Source organism: Paenibacillus sp. FSL E2-0178 (genome assembly GCF_038593005.1).
GTDB lineage: Bacteria > Bacillota > Bacilli > Paenibacillales > Paenibacillaceae > Paenibacillus_AQ > Paenibacillus_AQ phytohabitans.
In genome coordinates this window covers 8157256-8175426 of the sequence record NZ_CP151953.1, presented here as the reverse complement: position 1 = coordinate 8175426, position 18171 = coordinate 8157256, and the positions used below count along the sequence as shown (strand labels likewise).

At 51.4% G+C, this 18171-nt stretch carries 17 protein-coding genes; all 17 read right to left on the bottom strand.

Going from position 1 to position 18171, the window contains the following annotated elements; all coding sequences use genetic code 11:
• Positions 1-26: 26 nt before the first annotated feature.
• Positions 27-1037: an anti-sigma factor gene (locus MHI42_RS35380; RefSeq protein ID WP_342422195.1), complete on the bottom strand. Its 1011-nt coding sequence runs from the start codon at positions 1035-1037 to the stop codon at positions 27-29.
• On the bottom strand, positions 1034-1531 hold the full coding sequence (locus MHI42_RS35375; protein ID WP_342422194.1) for a sigma-70 family RNA polymerase sigma factor: 498 nt from the start codon (positions 1529-1531) through the stop codon (positions 1034-1036). Before MHI42_RS35375 ends, MHI42_RS35380 begins: the two co-directional genes overlap by 4 nt.
• 164 nt (positions 1532-1695) lie before the next feature.
• The gene (locus MHI42_RS35370; protein ID WP_039294807.1) at positions 1696-3375 is read right to left on the bottom strand and encodes a ribonuclease J; all 1680 of its coding nucleotides are present in this window, start codon (positions 3373-3375) and stop codon (positions 1696-1698) included.
• 577 nt (positions 3376-3952) lie between these two features.
• Positions 3953-4828: a 4-hydroxy-tetrahydrodipicolinate synthase gene (gene dapA, locus MHI42_RS35365; protein ID WP_342422193.1), complete on the bottom strand. Its 876-nt coding sequence runs from the start codon at positions 4826-4828 to the stop codon at positions 3953-3955.
• Between the two features lie 16 nt (positions 4829-4844).
• Positions 4845-6065, bottom strand: a complete 1221-nt coding sequence (dapG, locus tag MHI42_RS35360) for an aspartate kinase (protein ID WP_039294812.1) — start codon at positions 6063-6065, stop codon at positions 4845-4847.
• Positions 6066-6200: 135 nt separating this feature from the next.
• A complete protein-coding gene (dpsA, locus tag MHI42_RS35355) occupies positions 6201-7100 on the bottom strand; it encodes a dipicolinate synthase subunit DpsA (protein ID WP_342422192.1) in 900 nt (299 codons plus the stop codon).
• Between the two features lie 134 nt (positions 7101-7234).
• Positions 7235-7831, bottom strand: a complete 597-nt coding sequence (locus MHI42_RS35350) for a dipicolinate synthase subunit B (RefSeq protein ID WP_039294817.1) — start codon at positions 7829-7831, stop codon at positions 7235-7237.
• The gene (gene dpsA, locus MHI42_RS35345; protein WP_042138106.1) at positions 7832-8728 is read right to left on the bottom strand and encodes a dipicolinate synthase subunit DpsA; all 897 of its coding nucleotides are present in this window, start codon (positions 8726-8728) and stop codon (positions 7832-7834) included.
• 427 nt (positions 8729-9155) lie between these two features.
• Entirely contained in the window at positions 9156-9602 is a 447-nt protein-coding gene (gene dut, locus MHI42_RS35340; protein WP_342422191.1) for a dUTP diphosphatase, read from the bottom strand.
• A complete protein-coding gene (locus MHI42_RS35335) occupies positions 9580-10845 on the bottom strand; it encodes a pitrilysin family protein (protein WP_042138111.1) in 1266 nt (421 codons plus the stop codon). The genes dut and MHI42_RS35335 overlap by 23 nt, the downstream gene beginning before the upstream one ends.
• A 79-nt stretch (positions 10846-10924) precedes the next feature.
• On the bottom strand, positions 10925-11911 hold the full coding sequence (locus MHI42_RS35330; protein ID WP_171716064.1) for a polysaccharide deacetylase family protein: 987 nt from the start codon (positions 11909-11911) through the stop codon (positions 10925-10927).
• A 257-nt stretch (positions 11912-12168) separates the two neighbouring features.
• Positions 12169-14271, bottom strand: coding sequence for a polyribonucleotide nucleotidyltransferase (pnp, locus tag MHI42_RS35325; protein ID WP_342422190.1), 2103 nt, complete (start codon positions 14269-14271; stop codon positions 12169-12171).
• Positions 14272-14495: 224 nt separating this feature from the next.
• Complete coding sequence (gene rpsO, locus MHI42_RS35320) at positions 14496-14765, bottom strand: 30S ribosomal protein S15 (protein ID WP_019910460.1); 270 nt, start codon at positions 14763-14765, stop codon at positions 14496-14498.
• 150 nt (positions 14766-14915) lie between these two features.
• On the bottom strand, positions 14916-15863 hold the full coding sequence (locus MHI42_RS35315) for a bifunctional riboflavin kinase/FAD synthetase (RefSeq protein ID WP_171716065.1): 948 nt from the start codon (positions 15861-15863) through the stop codon (positions 14916-14918).
• Positions 15864-15899: 36 nt separating this feature from the next.
• Complete coding sequence (gene truB, locus MHI42_RS35310) at positions 15900-16814, bottom strand: tRNA pseudouridine(55) synthase TruB (RefSeq protein WP_342422189.1); 915 nt, start codon at positions 16812-16814, stop codon at positions 15900-15902.
• Positions 16811-17791, bottom strand: a complete 981-nt coding sequence (locus MHI42_RS35305) for a bifunctional oligoribonuclease/PAP phosphatase NrnA (protein WP_171716067.1) — start codon at positions 17789-17791, stop codon at positions 16811-16813. The genes truB and MHI42_RS35305 overlap by 4 nt, the downstream gene beginning before the upstream one ends.
• Before the next feature lie 27 nt (positions 17792-17818).
• A complete protein-coding gene (gene rbfA / locus MHI42_RS35300; protein ID WP_342422188.1) occupies positions 17819-18166 on the bottom strand; it encodes a 30S ribosome-binding factor RbfA in 348 nt (115 codons plus the stop codon).
• Positions 18167-18171: the final 5 nt, after the last annotated feature.

The window sequence follows — 18171 nt, the reverse complement described above, 5'->3', positions numbered from 1 at the left end:
AAAATATCAGTCTGTGTTTGTTCATGTTAATAGGGATCTGCTACGGCACCAAGCACTGCCCCCCGGATATAGGGTTGTCCATTCAAGCTCTTCAGACCTGCGGCAGAGCCGGTGACAACAACTCCCAGAATCCGGACATCTGAAGCGTCAGGCTCAGCCTTATCCTTTGTGAGGTACCGGCTGATCCGCTTATACTCGCTGTAATAATCCTTATGCTGGAGTCCCGTTTGAAGCATTCCGAGAAAGTTCTCCGGCAGTACCTCGTCGCTGTTTGGCCCCGTTCCAAAGCCGTATACGCCTGCGGAAGATGACATCGGCTGCGGATTCACCATTACACCCTCCCCGTCCTCATGAGGTTTCAGATTGAACCAGGAGGATTCATCATAGGTATCCACCCAATACCATACGGGTCTGACCTCCCGGGGAAGCATGCTTTTCACCTCTTCAAAGGAATAGGGTTTGTCAAAAGACAGCGCCATCTCCGCCAGCTCCTCCGGTTCCATTCTGGTAAGCAGGTTAAGGTCATTCAGAATAGCACCACTATATTCCACTCCTGGAATGTAGTAAGCCATCTCCTTCTGACCGTTATGCGGGTTATACTGCCGTCTGAACATCTGGCTGTCCGGATTTCCCGGGGGCGCTGACTCCTGCAGATTGGTTGTGCCGCCATAAGCGCCAGTGGCAAAAGGAAACCACCACTCGTTGTAATTGAACCATTTCTCATTCCAGGGGACGGGTACACCTTCAATGATTTTGTAAGTGCTCATCTCCAGTACTCCCGACAAAAATCCACGGTTATCCCTAAAGCCTGAAGGATATTCATTGGGACTGCTGATCATTAAATATCTCCACTCGCTATAATGGGCCTCTGCGGACCGGCGCTCCATCAGCTTCGCCGCACCGAAGAATATGGCGGTCAGTGTAAGAATAGTAACCAGCAGCGAAATAACAATACTGCGGATTAAGCTTTTGCGTTTGGCTTTTTTCAGTGTTTGGGCCAAATTCTGATCCTCTTGTCCATCCCATGGGGCTGTCATTCAGCCTCACCTCCATAAATATGTTGAAACTGCTGTCTGGCACGGTATAAGGAAGCCTTTACTATCCCTTCTGAGACTCCCAGAAGCGCAGCAATTTGTTTATAAGAGAACTCCATTTCATACTTCAGCAGAATTAGCTGGCGGTTCGCCGGGTTCATCCTGCCGAGGATCTTCTCAATCAGTATTTTTTGCTCCTGCTGCAGCAGGATGGACTCCGGAAGTTCGCTCTCCGGCGCTTGATAATCCTCCATTTCATCAGAATACCGGAACCGTGTCTGCCTCCGGCATAGATCATAATAGCTGTTAATCGCTACCTTATAGAGCCAGGCACTGTACTTATGGCCGTCAATCCCGTCAATATACAGCAAGGCTTTGTATACTGTATCCTGTACGATGTCTTCCGCATCTGCACTTCCGGCACCCAACCGGATTAAATATCTGCGTATTTCTGCCATTTTGGATTGGAGCAGCTGCTCTTTGTTTCCAGCCCCCACTTTCACACCCCCTTGGCAGTATAACGATTGAGCTTCTTAAATGTTGTGTCCGCCGGCAAAAAATCTTATGGCTGCACAAAAAGCCCCTCCTCCCCAGGAAACCGTCCAATATTTCCGGGGAGAAGGGGCTATTGCCCTGCATATATTCTAAATGAAGCTTTGAATTATACTTCCATGATGATCGGCAGGATCATCGGTCTGCGGCGTGTCTGCTCGTAGAGGAAACGGCCAAGCGAGTCTTTGACACTGGTCTTCAGAGAAGCCCACTCATTGACCTTCTCGCTCATCAGACGCTGCAGCGTACCGGATACAATCCGGTTAGCTTCGTCCAGAAGACCTTCAGACTCCCGCACGTAGACAAATCCGCGGGAAATGATATCCGGTCCGGAGACAATAGCTCCATTCTGCTTGCTGAGTGTTACCACTACAACCAGAATTCCGTCCTGGGACAAGAGCTTACGGTCACGCAGTACGATATTGCCGACATCGCCGACACCAAGTCCGTCAATGAGCACGTTGCCTGCAGTAACCTTGCCGGCTCTGCGTGCTGCTCCTCCGGAAATTTCAATCACTTCGCCAAGCTCTGTGATGAAGATGTTGCTTGGTTCTACACCAACGGACTCTGCAAGAATTGCATGTCTGCGCTGCATACGGAACTCACCGTGAATCGGAATGAAGAATTTCGGCTTCATCAGGTTGAGCATCAGCTTCAGCTCTTCCTGGCTGCCGTGACCGGATACGTGAACACCGGAGTTGGAGCCGCTGTAAATTACATTGGCGCCAAGACGGAAGAGTTCATCAATGGTACGGCCTACATACTTCTCATTACCCGGTACTGGTGTAGCTGCAATAATAACAGTATCGCCTGGCATAATGTCTACCTTGCGGTGACTGGAGCGCGCCATACGGGTCAGCGCGGACATTGGTTCGCCCTGGCTGCCTGTGCAAAGCACAACTACACGGTTGCCGGCCATTCTGTTCATTTCTTCCGGTTCAATCAGCATACCGTCAGGAATGTACAGGTAACCGAGCTCGGAAGCAATGGAAACTACATTAACCATACTGCGTCCGATTACAGTAATCTTGCGGCCTGTCGATTCTGCTGCATTCACCACCTGCTGGATACGGTGCACGTTGGAAGCAAAGGTTGCTACAACTACACGCTGTTCAGCTTTACGGAAAATATCTTCCAGAACAATACCGACATTCTTCTCCGAAGGTGTAAAGCCCGGCTTTTCGGCATTGGTACTGTCAGACAGCAGTGCAAGCACACCCTTCGATCCGATTTCGGCCATCCGGTGCAGGTTCGCAAATTGACCGTTAACTGGCGTGTGGTCGAATTTGAAGTCACCGGTGTGGACAACATTGCCTTCCGGCGTCTCGATGCATACACCGACGGAATCAGGAATACTGTGGTTGGTTCTGAAGAATGTTACCTTAAGCGAGGTGCCAAGCTCAATTTCCGAATCTTCGTTGATCAGAATCCGTTTGGTTTCACCCAGCAGGTTCGCTTCCTTGAGCTTGTTATCCACAAGGCCAAGTGTAAGTCTTGTTCCATAGACAGGAACATTCAGGTTCTTGAGCACATAAGACAATCCGCCAATGTGATCCTCATGTCCGTGGGTAAGCACAATCCCTCTTACTTTGTCACGGTTCTCAGTCAGGTACGAGATGTCAGGTATTACAATATCAATACCGAGCATATCTTCTTCCGGGAATTTCAGACCGGCATCCACGACTACAATGTCGTTGCCGTACTGAATAACGTACATGTTTTTTCCGATCTCGCCGACTCCGCCTAATGCGAATATCGACAATTTATCGTTGTTGTTTTTTTTCGACAAATGAATCTAACCCTCCTATGATGTTGGACGTCATACTTTTATTTGTAAACAATGAGCTTCAATTATTTCAGCGGCGCTGTAGACTTTCTTCAAATTGCTGTTAACTTTCCTTATTCGACAAAGAAATTCCGATAAGTCTGTATAATTGCGCAAGGCGAAACTCCCGAACCGGGCAGTAATATCGTCTTGAAGCGGGCAAACGCCGTCAAAATTTCATCACCGCGCCCCTCGCGCGAAAATCCGGCATGTTTAGCACAGACTTATCCAAGGACCTATCCTGTCTCACAATGTAAAATTACATTGACGGAAGATTACCGCATATTTTATTTTAACCGCACCGAATCACTTAAGGACATTATACATGATTTTTTTGGCAAAAGACAAGTCATCCTGATCCTAGTCCTATTCTTTCCTTAACAAACAGCCATTATTTGAGGAAAAGACAAGCAAAAAAGCGGTATATGGCTTGCGTTTTTTTACATAGTCTTTATACGGATCTGACAAAATAAAAAACCGCCCGCTCTGTAGAGCGGACGGTCAGCGATATATATCTGCTTAAGAAATACTGGATTGATACCTATTTAAGCAAAGCTGCAATAAAAGCTGCTTCCTCTTCCGTCGGAGAAACCAGCGGCAGCCGGACTGAACCTACGTCAATCCCGCGCAGACCCAGCGCATATTTCACCGCCGAAGGATTCGGCAGCGGCTGCGGGCATTCGAACAACCCCTTGAACACAGGAAACAGCGTCCGGTGGAGCTCACCGGCACGGCGGACATTCCCGGAAGTGAAGGCTTCGATCATCTCCAGCATCTGCGCCCCGACAATGTGGCTGGCTACGCTGATAATCCCGTGGCCGCCCACAGCAAGCGTGGCCAGACCCGCAGAATCATCCCCTGAGTAGACATGGAAATCATCCGGGCAGGCCGAGGCAATCAGGGTGATCTGATCCACAGAGACGCATTCCTTCGTAGCGACAATGTTCGGAATCTCGGCCAGACGCAGTGTGGTTGCGACACTTAGGCTCACCGTAGTGCGGCTTGGTACATTGTATAAGATGCAAGGCAGCGAAGTCTCGGCGGCAATGGACGAGAAATGCCGGTAGAGCCCTTCCTGATTAGGTTTGTTGTAATAAGGGACGACCAGAAGCACACCGTCCACGCCGATTTTCTCGGCTTCCTTTGTGAGCTCGATGGAATGTCTGGTACTGTTGCTGCCGGTTCCGGCGATGATTTTGCAGCGTCCGCCTGCCTGCTTTTTGACAAAAGAAAACAGCTTCAGCTTCTCATCATCGGTTAAGGTAGGCGATTCACCCGTTGTTCCGCAGACTACCAGCGCAGCGGATTTCTGTTCTTCTATCAGGTAATCGACAAGCCTTGAAGTTGCTTCCCAGTTGATTTCTCCGTCCCCGTCAAACGGGGTTACCATTGCGGTTATTAGTCTTCCGAAATCCACTTTGAATTCCTCCTTGTCAGCGGTGCAATTCAAACTTGGCATGCAGGGCGCGAACCGACTGCACCATATCTTCCTTCTTCACCAGAACCCAAATCGTTGTATTGGAGTCTGCGGATTGCAGAATCTGAATATTTTGCGAGCTGAGCGCTTCAACAATACGGGCCATGATTCCCGGCACCCCATTAATGCCTCCGCCGATAACGGATACCTTCGCACAACCGGACAAGCTCCTAGGACGCAGCCCCAGCTCCTGCAGCACAGAGATTGCTTTCTCCGATTTGTCATCAAACACAGTGTACAGAGCCTCGGATGGAGTCACATTAATGAAGTCTACGCTGATTCCATTATCCGCCATGCTTTTGAAAATCTGCAGCTGTACGCCTGTTCCGTTGCCGTCCGGACATTCCACGGAGATCTGTGTAATGTTGCTGACATACGCAACGCCCGTGACAAAACGGTCAACGACTCCGTGCGAAACATCGCTGAAGCCTTCAGGATGGGTAACAAGCGTCCCTTCTGCTTCGGAGAACGTTGACCGTACACGTACCGGAATCTGAGCCTGCATAGCGATTTCTACAGCCCGGGGATGAATAACCTTGGCTCCCTGATAGGCCATATTGCAGATTTCCGTATAACTGACATAAGTAAGCTGCTTGGCATCTTCGACAATCCGCGGATCAGCGGTCAGAATGCCGTCAACATCGGTATAAATATCCACCATATCCGCACGCAGTGCAGCACCGAGCGCTGTAGCCGAAGTATCGCTTCCTCCGCGGCCAAGGGTTGTGAAATCACCGGCTTCGGTTTGACCCTGGAACCCGGTTACTATTACTACTTTATGCTCACGCAGTTCGCGTAGAATGCGTTCTGTCCGCACATCGAGAATTCTTGCATTGCCGTAGCTGCTATCTGTCACGAATCCGGCTTGCGCCCCCGTAAGCACGGTAGAACGGATCCCTTCCTGCTCCAGCAGTCCGCAGAGGTTGGCCGCCGAGATAATCTCCCCGCAGCACATCAGCAGATCACGCTCGCGGTCGGGCAGCGAGTTCCCGCTTTGAGCCGCCAGATCCAGCAGTGTATCTGTAGCATAAGGCTCCCCTTTGCGGCCCATTGCCGAGACTACAACCACCAGGCTGAACCCGCTGGCCAGCTCCCGTTTGACATGACGGATTACATGTTCTCTGGCCACCGGTGTGGAGAGCGAGGTTCCGCCGAATTTTTGCACCAAAATACCCATTTATAATTCCTCCATTACTTCTCTAAGCAAGCGCTGATAAATACGCAGAATAGCTGTTACCTTCATAGAAAACGGCTCTTGCTGCGCTGGGTGCATACCTTGAAATACTGAATCCAAGTGTTAATCTCTAACCGTTCATTCATTGCCTAGCGTATGCAGAACCTCGTCCGAAATCGACTGCAGCAATGCACCAGCCATAATCTTCCCGGCACTTGCCGGTGCGACAATTCCTGGAAGGCCCGGAGCCAGAATTGCCTTAATCCCGCGCTTCTCCGCGTACCGGAAATCACAGCCGCCCGGAGCCGAAGCCAGGTCGATAATTACGCAATGCCCGGGCAGACACGATAGAACCTCCGCCGTAAGCATCATACCGGGAATAGTATTGAAGATCAGATTAGCCTCTTCCACATGAAGCTGCAATGCTCCGGTCATAAAAGGCTTCCAGCCCATCTCTTCTGCGCGGGCATAATGCTCCTGCTTCCTGACCCCCACGGATACCCTGGCTCCAAGGCCTTGCAGGGTCCTGGCCATCGTGAAGCCGGTTCTGCCCATGCCCAGCACCATTGAATTGGAGCCATGTATGGTGAAATCGGTGTTCTGAATGGCTATAACCAGCGCGCCTTCCGCTGTAGGAATGGAATTGTATATCGCCACATCATCCCTGTCCAGCAGCTCCACGAGTTTCAGTGAATGCCTGGTACACAAGGCACGCAAATAATCTTTGGCCATACCAGTATATACTATACAATCTGCCCGCAGCGCCGCGATATGTTCGTCCAGCAGCTGAAGCGGACCGGAGGAATACAGCGCGTTAAGCTTTCCTTCCTCATCGCATCCTGCCACGGGCAGCACCAGCACATCGGCTGTGCCGAGCAGTTCTGCCGACATCGGTTCCAGACTCACCCCCGGAACCGGAGTCTCCCACTGGTCGAACCCTGCGGCACTTACAGCCGCATTCATCTCTACGCATCTGCGGATCACTTCGAGCTGTCTTGCGTCCCCGCCCAGGAATACGATCCTGATGCCAGTAAGCATAAGGAAGATGCCCCTTTCCTCAACCCTGATCAATGCTCCAGCCTTAACCTGCTGAATAAAGTGTTGAACCGCCCTCAAGATGAGGACGGCAGATATGTTACGTATGTGCTTGGCTGCTGTGAAGAGCCGTAATGCTATGCTGAATGAAACCGTTCGATAATCATAGGCTGCAGCTGGCTGCCTTGCAGGGCTGCATAACAAGCCTCAGGAATAAGGTCCATCCGGGCGACAAGCGAGTTAGGCTTTGCAACCGGATTATCCTGGCCGAATGGCACAAAATAAATATTCTTAGTTACCAGCAGCTTAGCTATATTCGCCGCATTCAGGCCCAGCCCATCGTTGGTGGAGATCGCCAGCACCAGCGGACGCCCGTTACGCATCTGCGATTTGGCAGCCATCAGCACCGGACTGTCCGTCATGGCATTCGCCAGTTTGCTTGTTGTGTTCCCTGTGCAGGGAGCAATCGTAAGTACATCCAGCAGCTTCGAAGGACCCAGCGGTTCCGCTTCAACAATTGTAGAAATGATATCATTCCCCGTTATATCTTTCAACTGTTTTAACCAATTTTCCGATGTGCCAAAGCGCGTATCCGTGTTCAGCACAGATGCCGATACAATCGGCACCACGTTGGCGCCGCCATCCATGAACCGCTGAATCTGCGGCATTACCTCGGCAAAGGTGCAGTGAGAGCCGGTAATTGCATAACCAACTGTTTTTCCATGCCAATCCATTTATTCGTCCCCCCTGATTGAAGTCTCGCCTGATAACGACTGTACCAGTGCATTAGCCATAATGATTCCGGCGCTCTTGGGGGCCACAATACCGGGAAGTCCCGGTGCCAGCATCGCCTTGATCCCGCGCTTCTCGGCATAGCGGAAATCGCACCCGCCCGGTGCGGAAGCCAGATCGATGATCACGCAGTGCCGCTGAAGACGCGATAGAACCTGTGCGTTAATAATCATGCTCGGAATGGTATTGAAGATCAGATCCGCTTCCGGTACGTGAAGCAGCAGATCTCCGGTCATAAACGGCTTCCAGCCCATTTCCTCTGCCCTTGCGTAATGCTCCTGTTTCCTTACACCAACTTTTACACTTGCACCCATGCCTTGCAGTGCCCTGGCCATGGTGAATCCCGTCCTGCCCATTCCGAGCACCATGGAGGTAGAACCATGGATGGTGAAATCGGTATTCTGTATGGCCATAACCAGTGCACCCTCAGCTGTGGGGATTGAATTGTAAATGGCCACATCGTCCCGGTTCAGCAGCTCCACCAGCTTGAGTGAATGTCTGGCACACAGGCCGCGCAAATAGCTTTTGGCCATGCCGGTATACACGATAGCCCGGGACGGCAGCGCAGCAATATGCTCTTCCAGGAGCTGAAGGCGTTCTGAAGCGAATACCGCATTAATATAACCTTCATCATCGCAGCCGACAGCCGGCAGAACCAGCACATCTGCGCTGCTGAGTAATTCTGCCGACATTTGTTCCAGGTTAACCCCCGGGCTTGGGGCATCCCACTTATCGAATCCGGCAGCGCTTACCGACCCATCCATTTCCACACATTTCCGAATCACTTCAATTTGTCTCGCGTCCCCGCCCAGGAACACGATCCTGATGCCAGTAAGCATAGGGATGACGCTCCTTTCCACATACACATTCGACTATAGAGCATCTTATGCCGTGTGGTGCAGATGGGTGAAGAGCGGAGATGAATTCCAGCCAGCGTCGATATAAATCACTGAGTTTCTGCAATGCTCAATCTGTAATCAGCTAAAAATTTAAAATCCACCCTCCCCGACCCCCAGCCGCGATCCGGCTAATGCAATTCCCCCTGACATCGAAGCCTATATAACGGTTCAGGATATTATCGATCACCGGGATGCCCCGCGGGAGAAGCAGTATGAGATAGCTGCGCAAGACAGACTAACGGCTCAGCCAAATAGAAGCTAAAGCATCTAAGCATATGACAAAATATAAAAAAAGCTTGCGGTTACGCACCAGGAAGGTGCAGTTCCGCAAGCTTTTTAAATTAATCATAAATATTGATCGCGCTAATTATTTACCCGTATGTCCAAAGCCGCCGGCGCCGCGCTCCGTTTCAGAGAGCTCACCGACCTCCACCAGCGTTACAGATGGCACAGCCTGGAATACCATTTGGGCAATCCGCTCATTGCGGGCAATCGCAAACGGCTCCTGACCCAGGTTGATCAGCAGCACCTTAATCTCACCACGGTAATCCGCATCGATGGTACCCGGGGTATTCAGGCAGGTGATACCGTGCTTCAGTGCCAGGCCGCTGCGCGGACGGATCTGCGCCTCCAGCCCGTCCGGCATAGCGAGTGAGATTCCAGTAGGGATTAATGCCCGCTCGCCCGGAGCAAGCACCACAGCCTCTGCTACAGCGGCATACAGGTCATATCCCGAGGCCTGTTCGGACATTTTGCAGGGCAGCAGCACATCCTCATTCCCGGGAAGCTTGTTAATTTGAACGTAATAAGACAAGATCATCTCTCCTAACATTGGCTATCGCTTTATCTGTTGAGCCTACCATAGCCAGAGATAACGGCTGCGCGAACATAAAGTCCAGCAGCGCATTGATATCCTCCATGGTCACAGCCCCTATTTTGGCAATCATCTCATCGAGGGTATCCTGCCGTCCAAGCATCAGCTCGTTTTTGCCCATCCGGTTCATCCGGCTGCTGGTGCTTTCCAGACTCAGGATCAGACTGCCTTTCAGCTGCTCCTTACCTTTGCGGAGTTCATCCTCACTCAGGCCGTTCACAGCAAGATCGTGCAGCATTTCTTTGATCAGCTCGGTAACTTCTTTGGTCTGCTTCGGCGCTGTGCCGGCATATACGGTGAACAAGCCGCTGTCGGCCTGGGCACTGTGATATGAAAATACGGAGTACGCCAGACCGCGCTTCTCACGGATTTCCTGGAACAGCCGCGAGCTCATGCCGCCGCCGAAGGCATTGTTTAAGAGAGCCATGGGATACTGCAGCGGGCCGCCGCTCTTCACACCGGGCAAGGAGATGCAGATGTGATTCTGCTCTGTTTTCTTCTTGTGGAAGACCAGTTCCCCCTGATAATCCGGTTCAGTCAGCGAAGGCGATTCACCGTGGTTCGCGAACGAGCCAAAATGCTGCTCCAGCAACTCAATCAGCCCGTCATTAATATTTCCGGCTACACTGATGACCGTATTCTCGATCGTATACTGCTCTTTCATGTAAGCACGCAGGTCATCCGGCGTCATTTCCAGCAGACGTTCCTTGAGTCCGAGTATCGTGTAAGCCAGCGGGTGTTCGCCGTATGCAGCGGCACACATCAGCTCATGGACCAGATCATCCGGCGTGTCCTCGCACATGGAGATTTCCTCCAGAATGACATTCTTCTCCTTGGCCAGCTCTTCGGCATCCATCCGTGAACGGAAAAACATATCCGCCAGCACATCCACAGCAATCGGCAGATGCTCATCCAGCACTTTGGCATAATAGCATGTATATTCCTTCGAGGTAAACGCGTTGACGTTGCCGCCAATCGCATCAAACTGTTCGGCGATCTCCTTCGCGCTGTACCGGTCAGTCCCCTTGAAGAGCATATGCTCGATGAAATGGGAAATCCCGTTGTTCAGCGGGTTCTCATTGCGTGAGCCCGTCTTGACCCAGATTCCGAAGGATACGGATCTTCCGGTCGGGATTTTCTCGGTAACCACCCGAAGTCCGTTCGATAATAATATTTTGTCCAATGTAAAATCCTCCTGGCACAGCCCCTGTATCTGTCTGTATTTATTATTCGCGCCTCTTATCCTATCAGAAATAGTCCGTTCACTCAACTTCCGGAGGTGTAATACGCTCTGTTGAGAGTGTCTGACTGACGGTTCCCAGCTGCAGACCCTTGGCTCTAATCCCGCGGATCATTCCCCTCAGTGCCTGGGAAGAGGAGTCTGTCGGGTGCATTAGTACCAGGGTTCCGGGCTCCGCTTTGCTGCTGATCTTGGCAATAACCGAATCCGGAGAAGGATGGCGCCAATCGACCGTATCAAGTGTCCATAATACCGTTTTTAGTCCCAGTGAGGCTGCAATCTCCACCGTCTGCTGATTAAAATCACCTGAAGGTGGAGCAAACCATTTGTTGGTTACCCCCAGGCTATCCTTCAGCAGCTTCTGTGTCTTCTCAATCTCGGCCGTTGCACGCGCGCGGCTGAGTGTACTCATGTTGGGATGGGTATAGGCGTGGTTCTCCACTTCATGTCCGCGCTTCAGCATTTCGGCTGCAAGCTCCTTGTTATGACTAAGCCAGCTTCCATCCAGAAAAAAGGTCACCTTGACCTTCTCCGCATCCAGAATATCCAGCATTGGCACAATATACTCGTTCCCCCACGCTACATTAATCATCAGCGACACCATCGGCTTGGCCGGATTGCCCCGGTAGATCGGCTGCGCTCCCAGATCACTCAGCGATACCTTCGGCTCTGTCTGGCGGTACACCAGTTTGAGGCTGTCCGCCGGCCCCCGCAAAAGCGCGTTCCGGTAGGTTGCCTCCACATCCACCTCAAGACCGTTGTACCCCGGTATGGCTTTCCACACCCGGTCAACGACAGCATCAACAGGCTGCGCATTCAGCTCCGCTGCCTTGCCGGCAATCTGCGCGCGCAATTCATCGTTCGTTTGCTTTGGCGCATAGCTCAGCACGGCCTTATCAGCCTGCGGCTTAAGCCCGGCAATCATCTCTTTGACCGGTCCATTCGTGCTGCCGATCCCGATTACTACTGCGATGCAGGCCAGCACAAGCGCTGCTTTGTCCGTCTTCATGACGTCTTTCCTCCCCGGCAGAAACGGTCTGATCCGTCCCGGCACAAGGGTAGAAGTGCAAGGACGCTTTGTCCCAGCCTATGTATGAAAAGCGCCGAATATGCATAAACGCATAGAGTGCAGCCCACTGCCATATACAATCCGCACCTGAGTACTGCCGGTTAATTGCTAGAAAAAAAGAGCCAGAACGGTAATGCTTCTGTCTCTTCTTCATACATTTAATTAGATTACCGGAAAACCGCAGGCGAGGCTATTTCTTACGCCTTCGCTCCGCTTTCCGAAGTCAGCACAGCTTTGCGCGACAGATTGACGCGGCCCTGCTGATCGATTTCGGTTACCTTAACGGTAATGGTATCGCCGATGGCAACAACATCTTCCACTTTAGCCACACGTTCTGTGGACAGCTGGGAAATATGAACGAGGCCGTCTTTACCCGGAATCAGTTCAACGAATGCGCCGAATTTCTCGATACGTCTAACTGTACCGACATAGATTTCGCCTACCTGTACTTCACGCACAATACCTTCGATAATGCCGCGGGCCTTCTGGATCATCTCTTCGTTGGCGGAGCCGATGAAGACACGGCCATCCTGTTCGATGTCGATCTTTACGCCGGTTTCTTCAATGATTTTGTTAATGATCTTACCGCCAGCACCGATAACATCGCGGATTTTGTCCGGATTGATGTTGATGATAATGATTTTTGGAGCATATTTGGACAGGCTTGTTCTTGGCGCAGAGATCGCTTCATTCATTTTACCCAAGATGAACATACGTCCTTCTTTGGCCTGCTGGAGCGCATCCTGCAGAATTTTACGGTCGATGCCGTCGATTTTGATATCCATCTGAATCGCCGTTACGCCTTCCGCTGTTCCCGCTACCTTAAAGTCCATATCGCCGAGGTGGTCTTCCATACCCTGAATATCTGTCAGGATGGAGACATGCTCTCCGTCTTTGATCAGACCCATAGCAACACCTGCAACCGGCGCCTTGATGGGCACCCCTGCATCCATCATCGCCAGGATACTGGCACAGATGCTCGCCTGGGAAGTCGAACCATTGGATTCGATGGCTTCCGATACCAGACGGATGGTGTACGGGAATTCAGTTTCACTTGGAATCACTTTGGACAATGCGCGTTCACCCAGTGCGCCGTGGCCGATTTCGCGGCGTCCCGGTGCTCTCAGCGGACGGGCTTCCCCTACGCTGAACGGAGGGAAGTTGTAATGATGCATAAAGCGCTTGGTTTCAGCCGGATCGATTCCGTCAAGAATCTGTACATCCCCCAGCGCGCCCAGTGTACAAACGCTAAGGATCTGTGTTTGTCCGCGTGTGAACAGACCGGAACCGTGTGTACGCGGCAGCAGCGCTGTATCGCATTCAATTGGACGAATCTCATCCAGCTTACGGCCATCCGGACGTACCTTATCATGCGTGATCAGACGTCTTACTTCGTCCTTCACGATATCATGCAGCACTTCCTTAACATCTTTAAGAAGTTCTGGTGTCTCTATGTATTTCTCTGCGAAATACTCCACCGTTTCATTATTAACCAGATCGATAGCATCCTGACGGGCATGCTTCTCGGCAATCTTCACGGCGTCAACCAGACGGCTCTCTGCGTAAGCGCGAACCTGTGCGTTTACATCAGCGTTAACCGCATGCAGCTTCACTGCCATCTTTTCTTTGCCGGCAACGGCGACGAGTTGCTCGATTACAGCTACGATCTTGCGGACTTCATCATGTCCGAACATGATCGCTTCAAGCATAACATCTTCAGTGACTTCATTGGCTTCAGCTTCCACCATCATGATAGCGTCCTTAGTACCGGCTACAACGACATAGATATCGCTGATTGCCTGCTGGGCTACATCAGGGTTGATGATGAATTCACCATTAATACGGCCTACAGCTACGCCCCCGATTGGACCGTTGAAAGGCACATCGGAAATACTCAGAGCAGCAGAAGTACCGATCATAGCTGCAATATCAGGCGCACAGTCCTGATCCACGCTCATAACCAGGTTCAAGACTTGTACGTCATTGCGGAACCCTTCCGGGAACAATGGACGAATCGGACGGTCGGTCAGACGGCTCGACAGGATCGCCTTTTCACTTGGACGTCCTTCACGCTTGATGAATCCGCCCGGGATTTTACCCACTGCGTACAATCTTTCTTCATAGTTCACCGTAAGCGGGAAGAAATCCAGATCTTTAGGCTCACTGGATGCTGTAACCGTACACAATACTGAAGTATCTCCGTACCGCACCATAACGGCTGCGTTCGCTTGTTTGGCCAGACGGCCTGTTTCCAGCACAAGGCGTCTTCCGCCCAGCTGCATTTCCACACGTTGTTCCATAAAACCCCTCCTTGAATGATAGTAATTTTGTTCTGTATGTTCTACAAGCAAAAACGGCTTGTCCTCCATGAGGTGATCTAGCCGTTTTTTGCGAATAATATCCACTTATCTACTGTAAAAGTTTACCCTAAATTTTCAAAAAGCAACCCGGCTGTCCCGCTGTCGCTCGTAAGAAGGACATACGGTATACAACCAGGCTGCTTTAGGGCTCTACTTATGGAATATTAACGACGCAATCCCAGTTTTTCGATCAGGGCGCTGTAACGTCTGATGTCTTTGTTCTTCAAATACGCCAGCAGTTTACGACGTTGTCCAACCATCTTCAGCAGTCCGCGACGGGAATGATGATCCTTCTTGTGCGTACGCAAGTGGTCAGTCAAATTAACGATGTTCTCCGTAAGGATAGCAACTTGCACCTCAGGGGATCCAGTATCGGATTCGTGAGTTTTGTGCTCGTCGATCAATTGGTGTTTACGTTCTTGAGTCAATGCCATCCTGTTCACCTCCTTCATTATAATCGCCAGTAGCCTCGTCACCGTCGGTGAGAACAAGCAACCAAGCTAAGGTTATGCTGCTGTCATTCCAGCAACGTTAATCAGTATAGCACCTTCAAAGACAAAAGTAAACGGCATGTCCGGGAAAGATTAGGAATGATATCCCAGAAGCCCTTTGGCTGTCTCGGCATCTGCGCCGATCTGGGCGATTAAGGCCTGGATGGACTCAAACTTGCGTTCAGAACGGATAAAGGAGACCAGCTCTACCTTAAGCTCCTGCCCGTAGATATCTCCCGCAAAATCAAACAGATGCACTTCGAAGCTTGGAGCAATCATCCCGTCATGAAACGTAGGCTTCACGCCGACATTCATCACACCGTACAATACGTCTTCCTTGTAAAATACCTTGACGGCATACACGCCTTTGGCTGGAATGACATAGCGGTCTTCGAGCTGCAGGTTGGCCGTTGGAAATCCGATGGTCCGGCCCCGCTTCTCTCCATGACCTACAATTCCGCGCAGGTGATAACAACGTCCAAACCAGGCATTGGCTTTATCCAGTTCACCGGTCAGCAGACACTTGCGGATGCCGGAGCTGCTGACCTTCTCCCCTTCGAGAAGAAACGGGGAGACCGTTTCTACATTCATAACACCCTGCCCCAGCTCCCGAAGCGTATCCGCATCACCTTCACCCTTGTAGCCGAACCGGAAGTCGAAACCGACAACGGCGGTTACAATCTGCAGCGGCAGCAGCATTACAGAGACAAAGTCCACCGGGCTAACCCGTGAGAGTTCTTCATTAAATGCAATAATATATAAAATATCAACGCCCATCCCGGCAAGCAGCTCCTGCTTGTCCCTGGAAGGTGTCAAATATCCTTCATAATCACCCTTACCCATAACATCCTTAGGATGGGGATAAAAGGTCATGACAGCTGCAGGTACATCTGCCTGGCGGGCAAGAGCTACAGCAGATGTTATGACGCTGGCATGTCCGCGGTGCAGTCCGTCGAACTGCCCCAGGGCAACTACTTGAGGCTGCGCCCACTCTGCTGCCGTCTCCGGCAACATTGGATAGCTTAAGGTTACGGTTCTCACGCTGTTTCTCACCTACATTCACAAATAAATTAAAGTTTAAGCCTGTGCAAACACTTTAACAGGAGCAATTGCACCAGTAGCTTCTAAAGCATAGATGCCCAGAAACTCCCCTTGCAGATCATAGAGCCGGAAATCTCCGCTGCTCTTCACTTCAGGTGCCACAAAGCGGAGCGATAGTCGCTGCCCTTGCAGGGCGGCTTTCTTCTTCTCCTCGGCTACGGTATGTTTGGGCAAATGCGAAATCGCCTCATCGGCGGCAATTAAATGCTCTTCCAGCGTACCTGCTTCCTTATGTTCGGCAATTTGCTCCAGGGTCAGGCAATGACTGGCAGATATCCCTGCCGACATGGTCCGCTCCAGCTTCACCATCACACCCGGCACTCCAAGCGCACGCCCGATATCCACGCATAGGGTACGAATGTACGTTCCTTTGGAGCATAATGCCCGGAATGTGATATCGGGATAATTGCCGCTCCAGACCATATCCTGCATTTCAATCTCATAAATTTCCACTTCACGGCTCTTACGTTCCACCGTCTTGCCTTCTCTGGCCAGCTCGTACAGACGCTTACCATCCACCTTCACTGCTGAATACATCGGGGGAACCTGTGAAATCACACCTTTGAAGGAATTCAGGACAGCCTGCACTTCAGCTTCCGTAACCTGAACCTCTTCAACTGATTCCGTAATCGTCCCTGTTAAATCCTCTGTATCACTGGCAAATCCCAGCCGCAGCGTAGCAACATACTCCTTGGGAAGCTCCTGGATGTACTCAACCACCCGCGTGGCCCGTCCCAGGCACAGCGGCAGCACTCCGGTCACCTGGGGATCAAGTGTACCGGTATGTCCTATCCGCTTCATGCCGAGAATCCGCCGCGCCTTGGCCACAACATCATGTGAAGTGAACCCTGCCGGCTTATATACGGCCAGAACACCTGTAAGTTCACTCATAGATGACGTTTAACCTCCTCAAGCACTTGCGCTACCGCCTCTTCAAGACTTCCGGTAATGCGGGCTCCCGCAGCACGCGTGTGCCCGCCGCCGCCGAAGACCTGCGCCAGCGCCGCGACATCGACCTTACCTGCTGAACGCAGGCTGGCCTTCACCGCATGCTCATCGATTACCTTGAACAGAATGCCTACTTCAACCCCGCGGATATTACGCGGATAATTGACAATCCCTTCAAGATCCTCGTTGGCCGCATTACAATCCAGCATATCCTGCGGTGTAACATACACCCAGGCAATATCCCCTTCAGGACTGAGCTGCAGTGTACTGAGTGCCCGATTGAGCACTTTGACCTGCGGAAGAGTCATCTCTTCAAGCAGGGTCTCAGCCAGTTCAGGTCCATTCACGCCCAATGCCAGCAGTTCGGATACAGCTGCCATCACTTTAGGCGAAGTGTTGTTATAGCGGAAACCGCCGGTATCTGTTAAGAGTCCGGTATAAATGGCCGTGGCAATATCGATATCCCATTCCACCTCAAACGTCTTCAGCAGGTCGAACAGAATCTCTGCTGTCGCAGCCGCATCTGGCTTGATAAGCGTTACGGCACCGTAACCATTATTGGTGGGATGATGGTCTATGTTTACGATAAGTGCATCACTGGTGAAATGACGCTGGGTAAGTCCTACACGCTGAAAATCCGCACAGTCGACACAAATGACATTGCTGTACTGGCGCGGCAGTTCGCCCGCAGCAGACAGATTGATAATTTGATCGGCATGCCATAAATATTCCATACGCTGCGGAATCTGGCCCTCGTTCAGCATACAATATTTTTTGCCCAGACATGAGAGAAGCCAGCCCACCGCGAGGGTGGAGCTGACTGCATCTCCGTCCGGCTGAACATGCGACACTACAAGATAATCGTCGTGTTCCAGCAGAAACTTACGGGTCTGCTGGAGACTTTGTTCATAGCTCTGCATTCGCCGTCTCCTTTATGTTCCGTAGCTCTATTCGGTTTTGCCGATTTCGCCGAGCAGCTTCTCAATATGACTTCCGTAAGCAACGGATTCGTCAATCTTGAAGATCAGCTCAGGGGTATGGCGCAGGCGGATTGCTTTGCCAAGCTCCGAGCGGAGAAAGCCGTTAGCTTTCTCAATCGCCTTGAGCGAGCCTGACTTCTGCTCCTCGTCCCCGAATACGCTCAGGTATACCTTGGCCTGTGACAAATCATTTGTCACATCTACGCCAGTTACAGTTACGAACCCGACGCGCGGGTCCTTTAGTCCGCTTTGGATGAGCTGGCTCAGTTCTTTCTTAATCTGTTCGCCAACCCGTCCGGCTCTAATTTTAGACATCTATA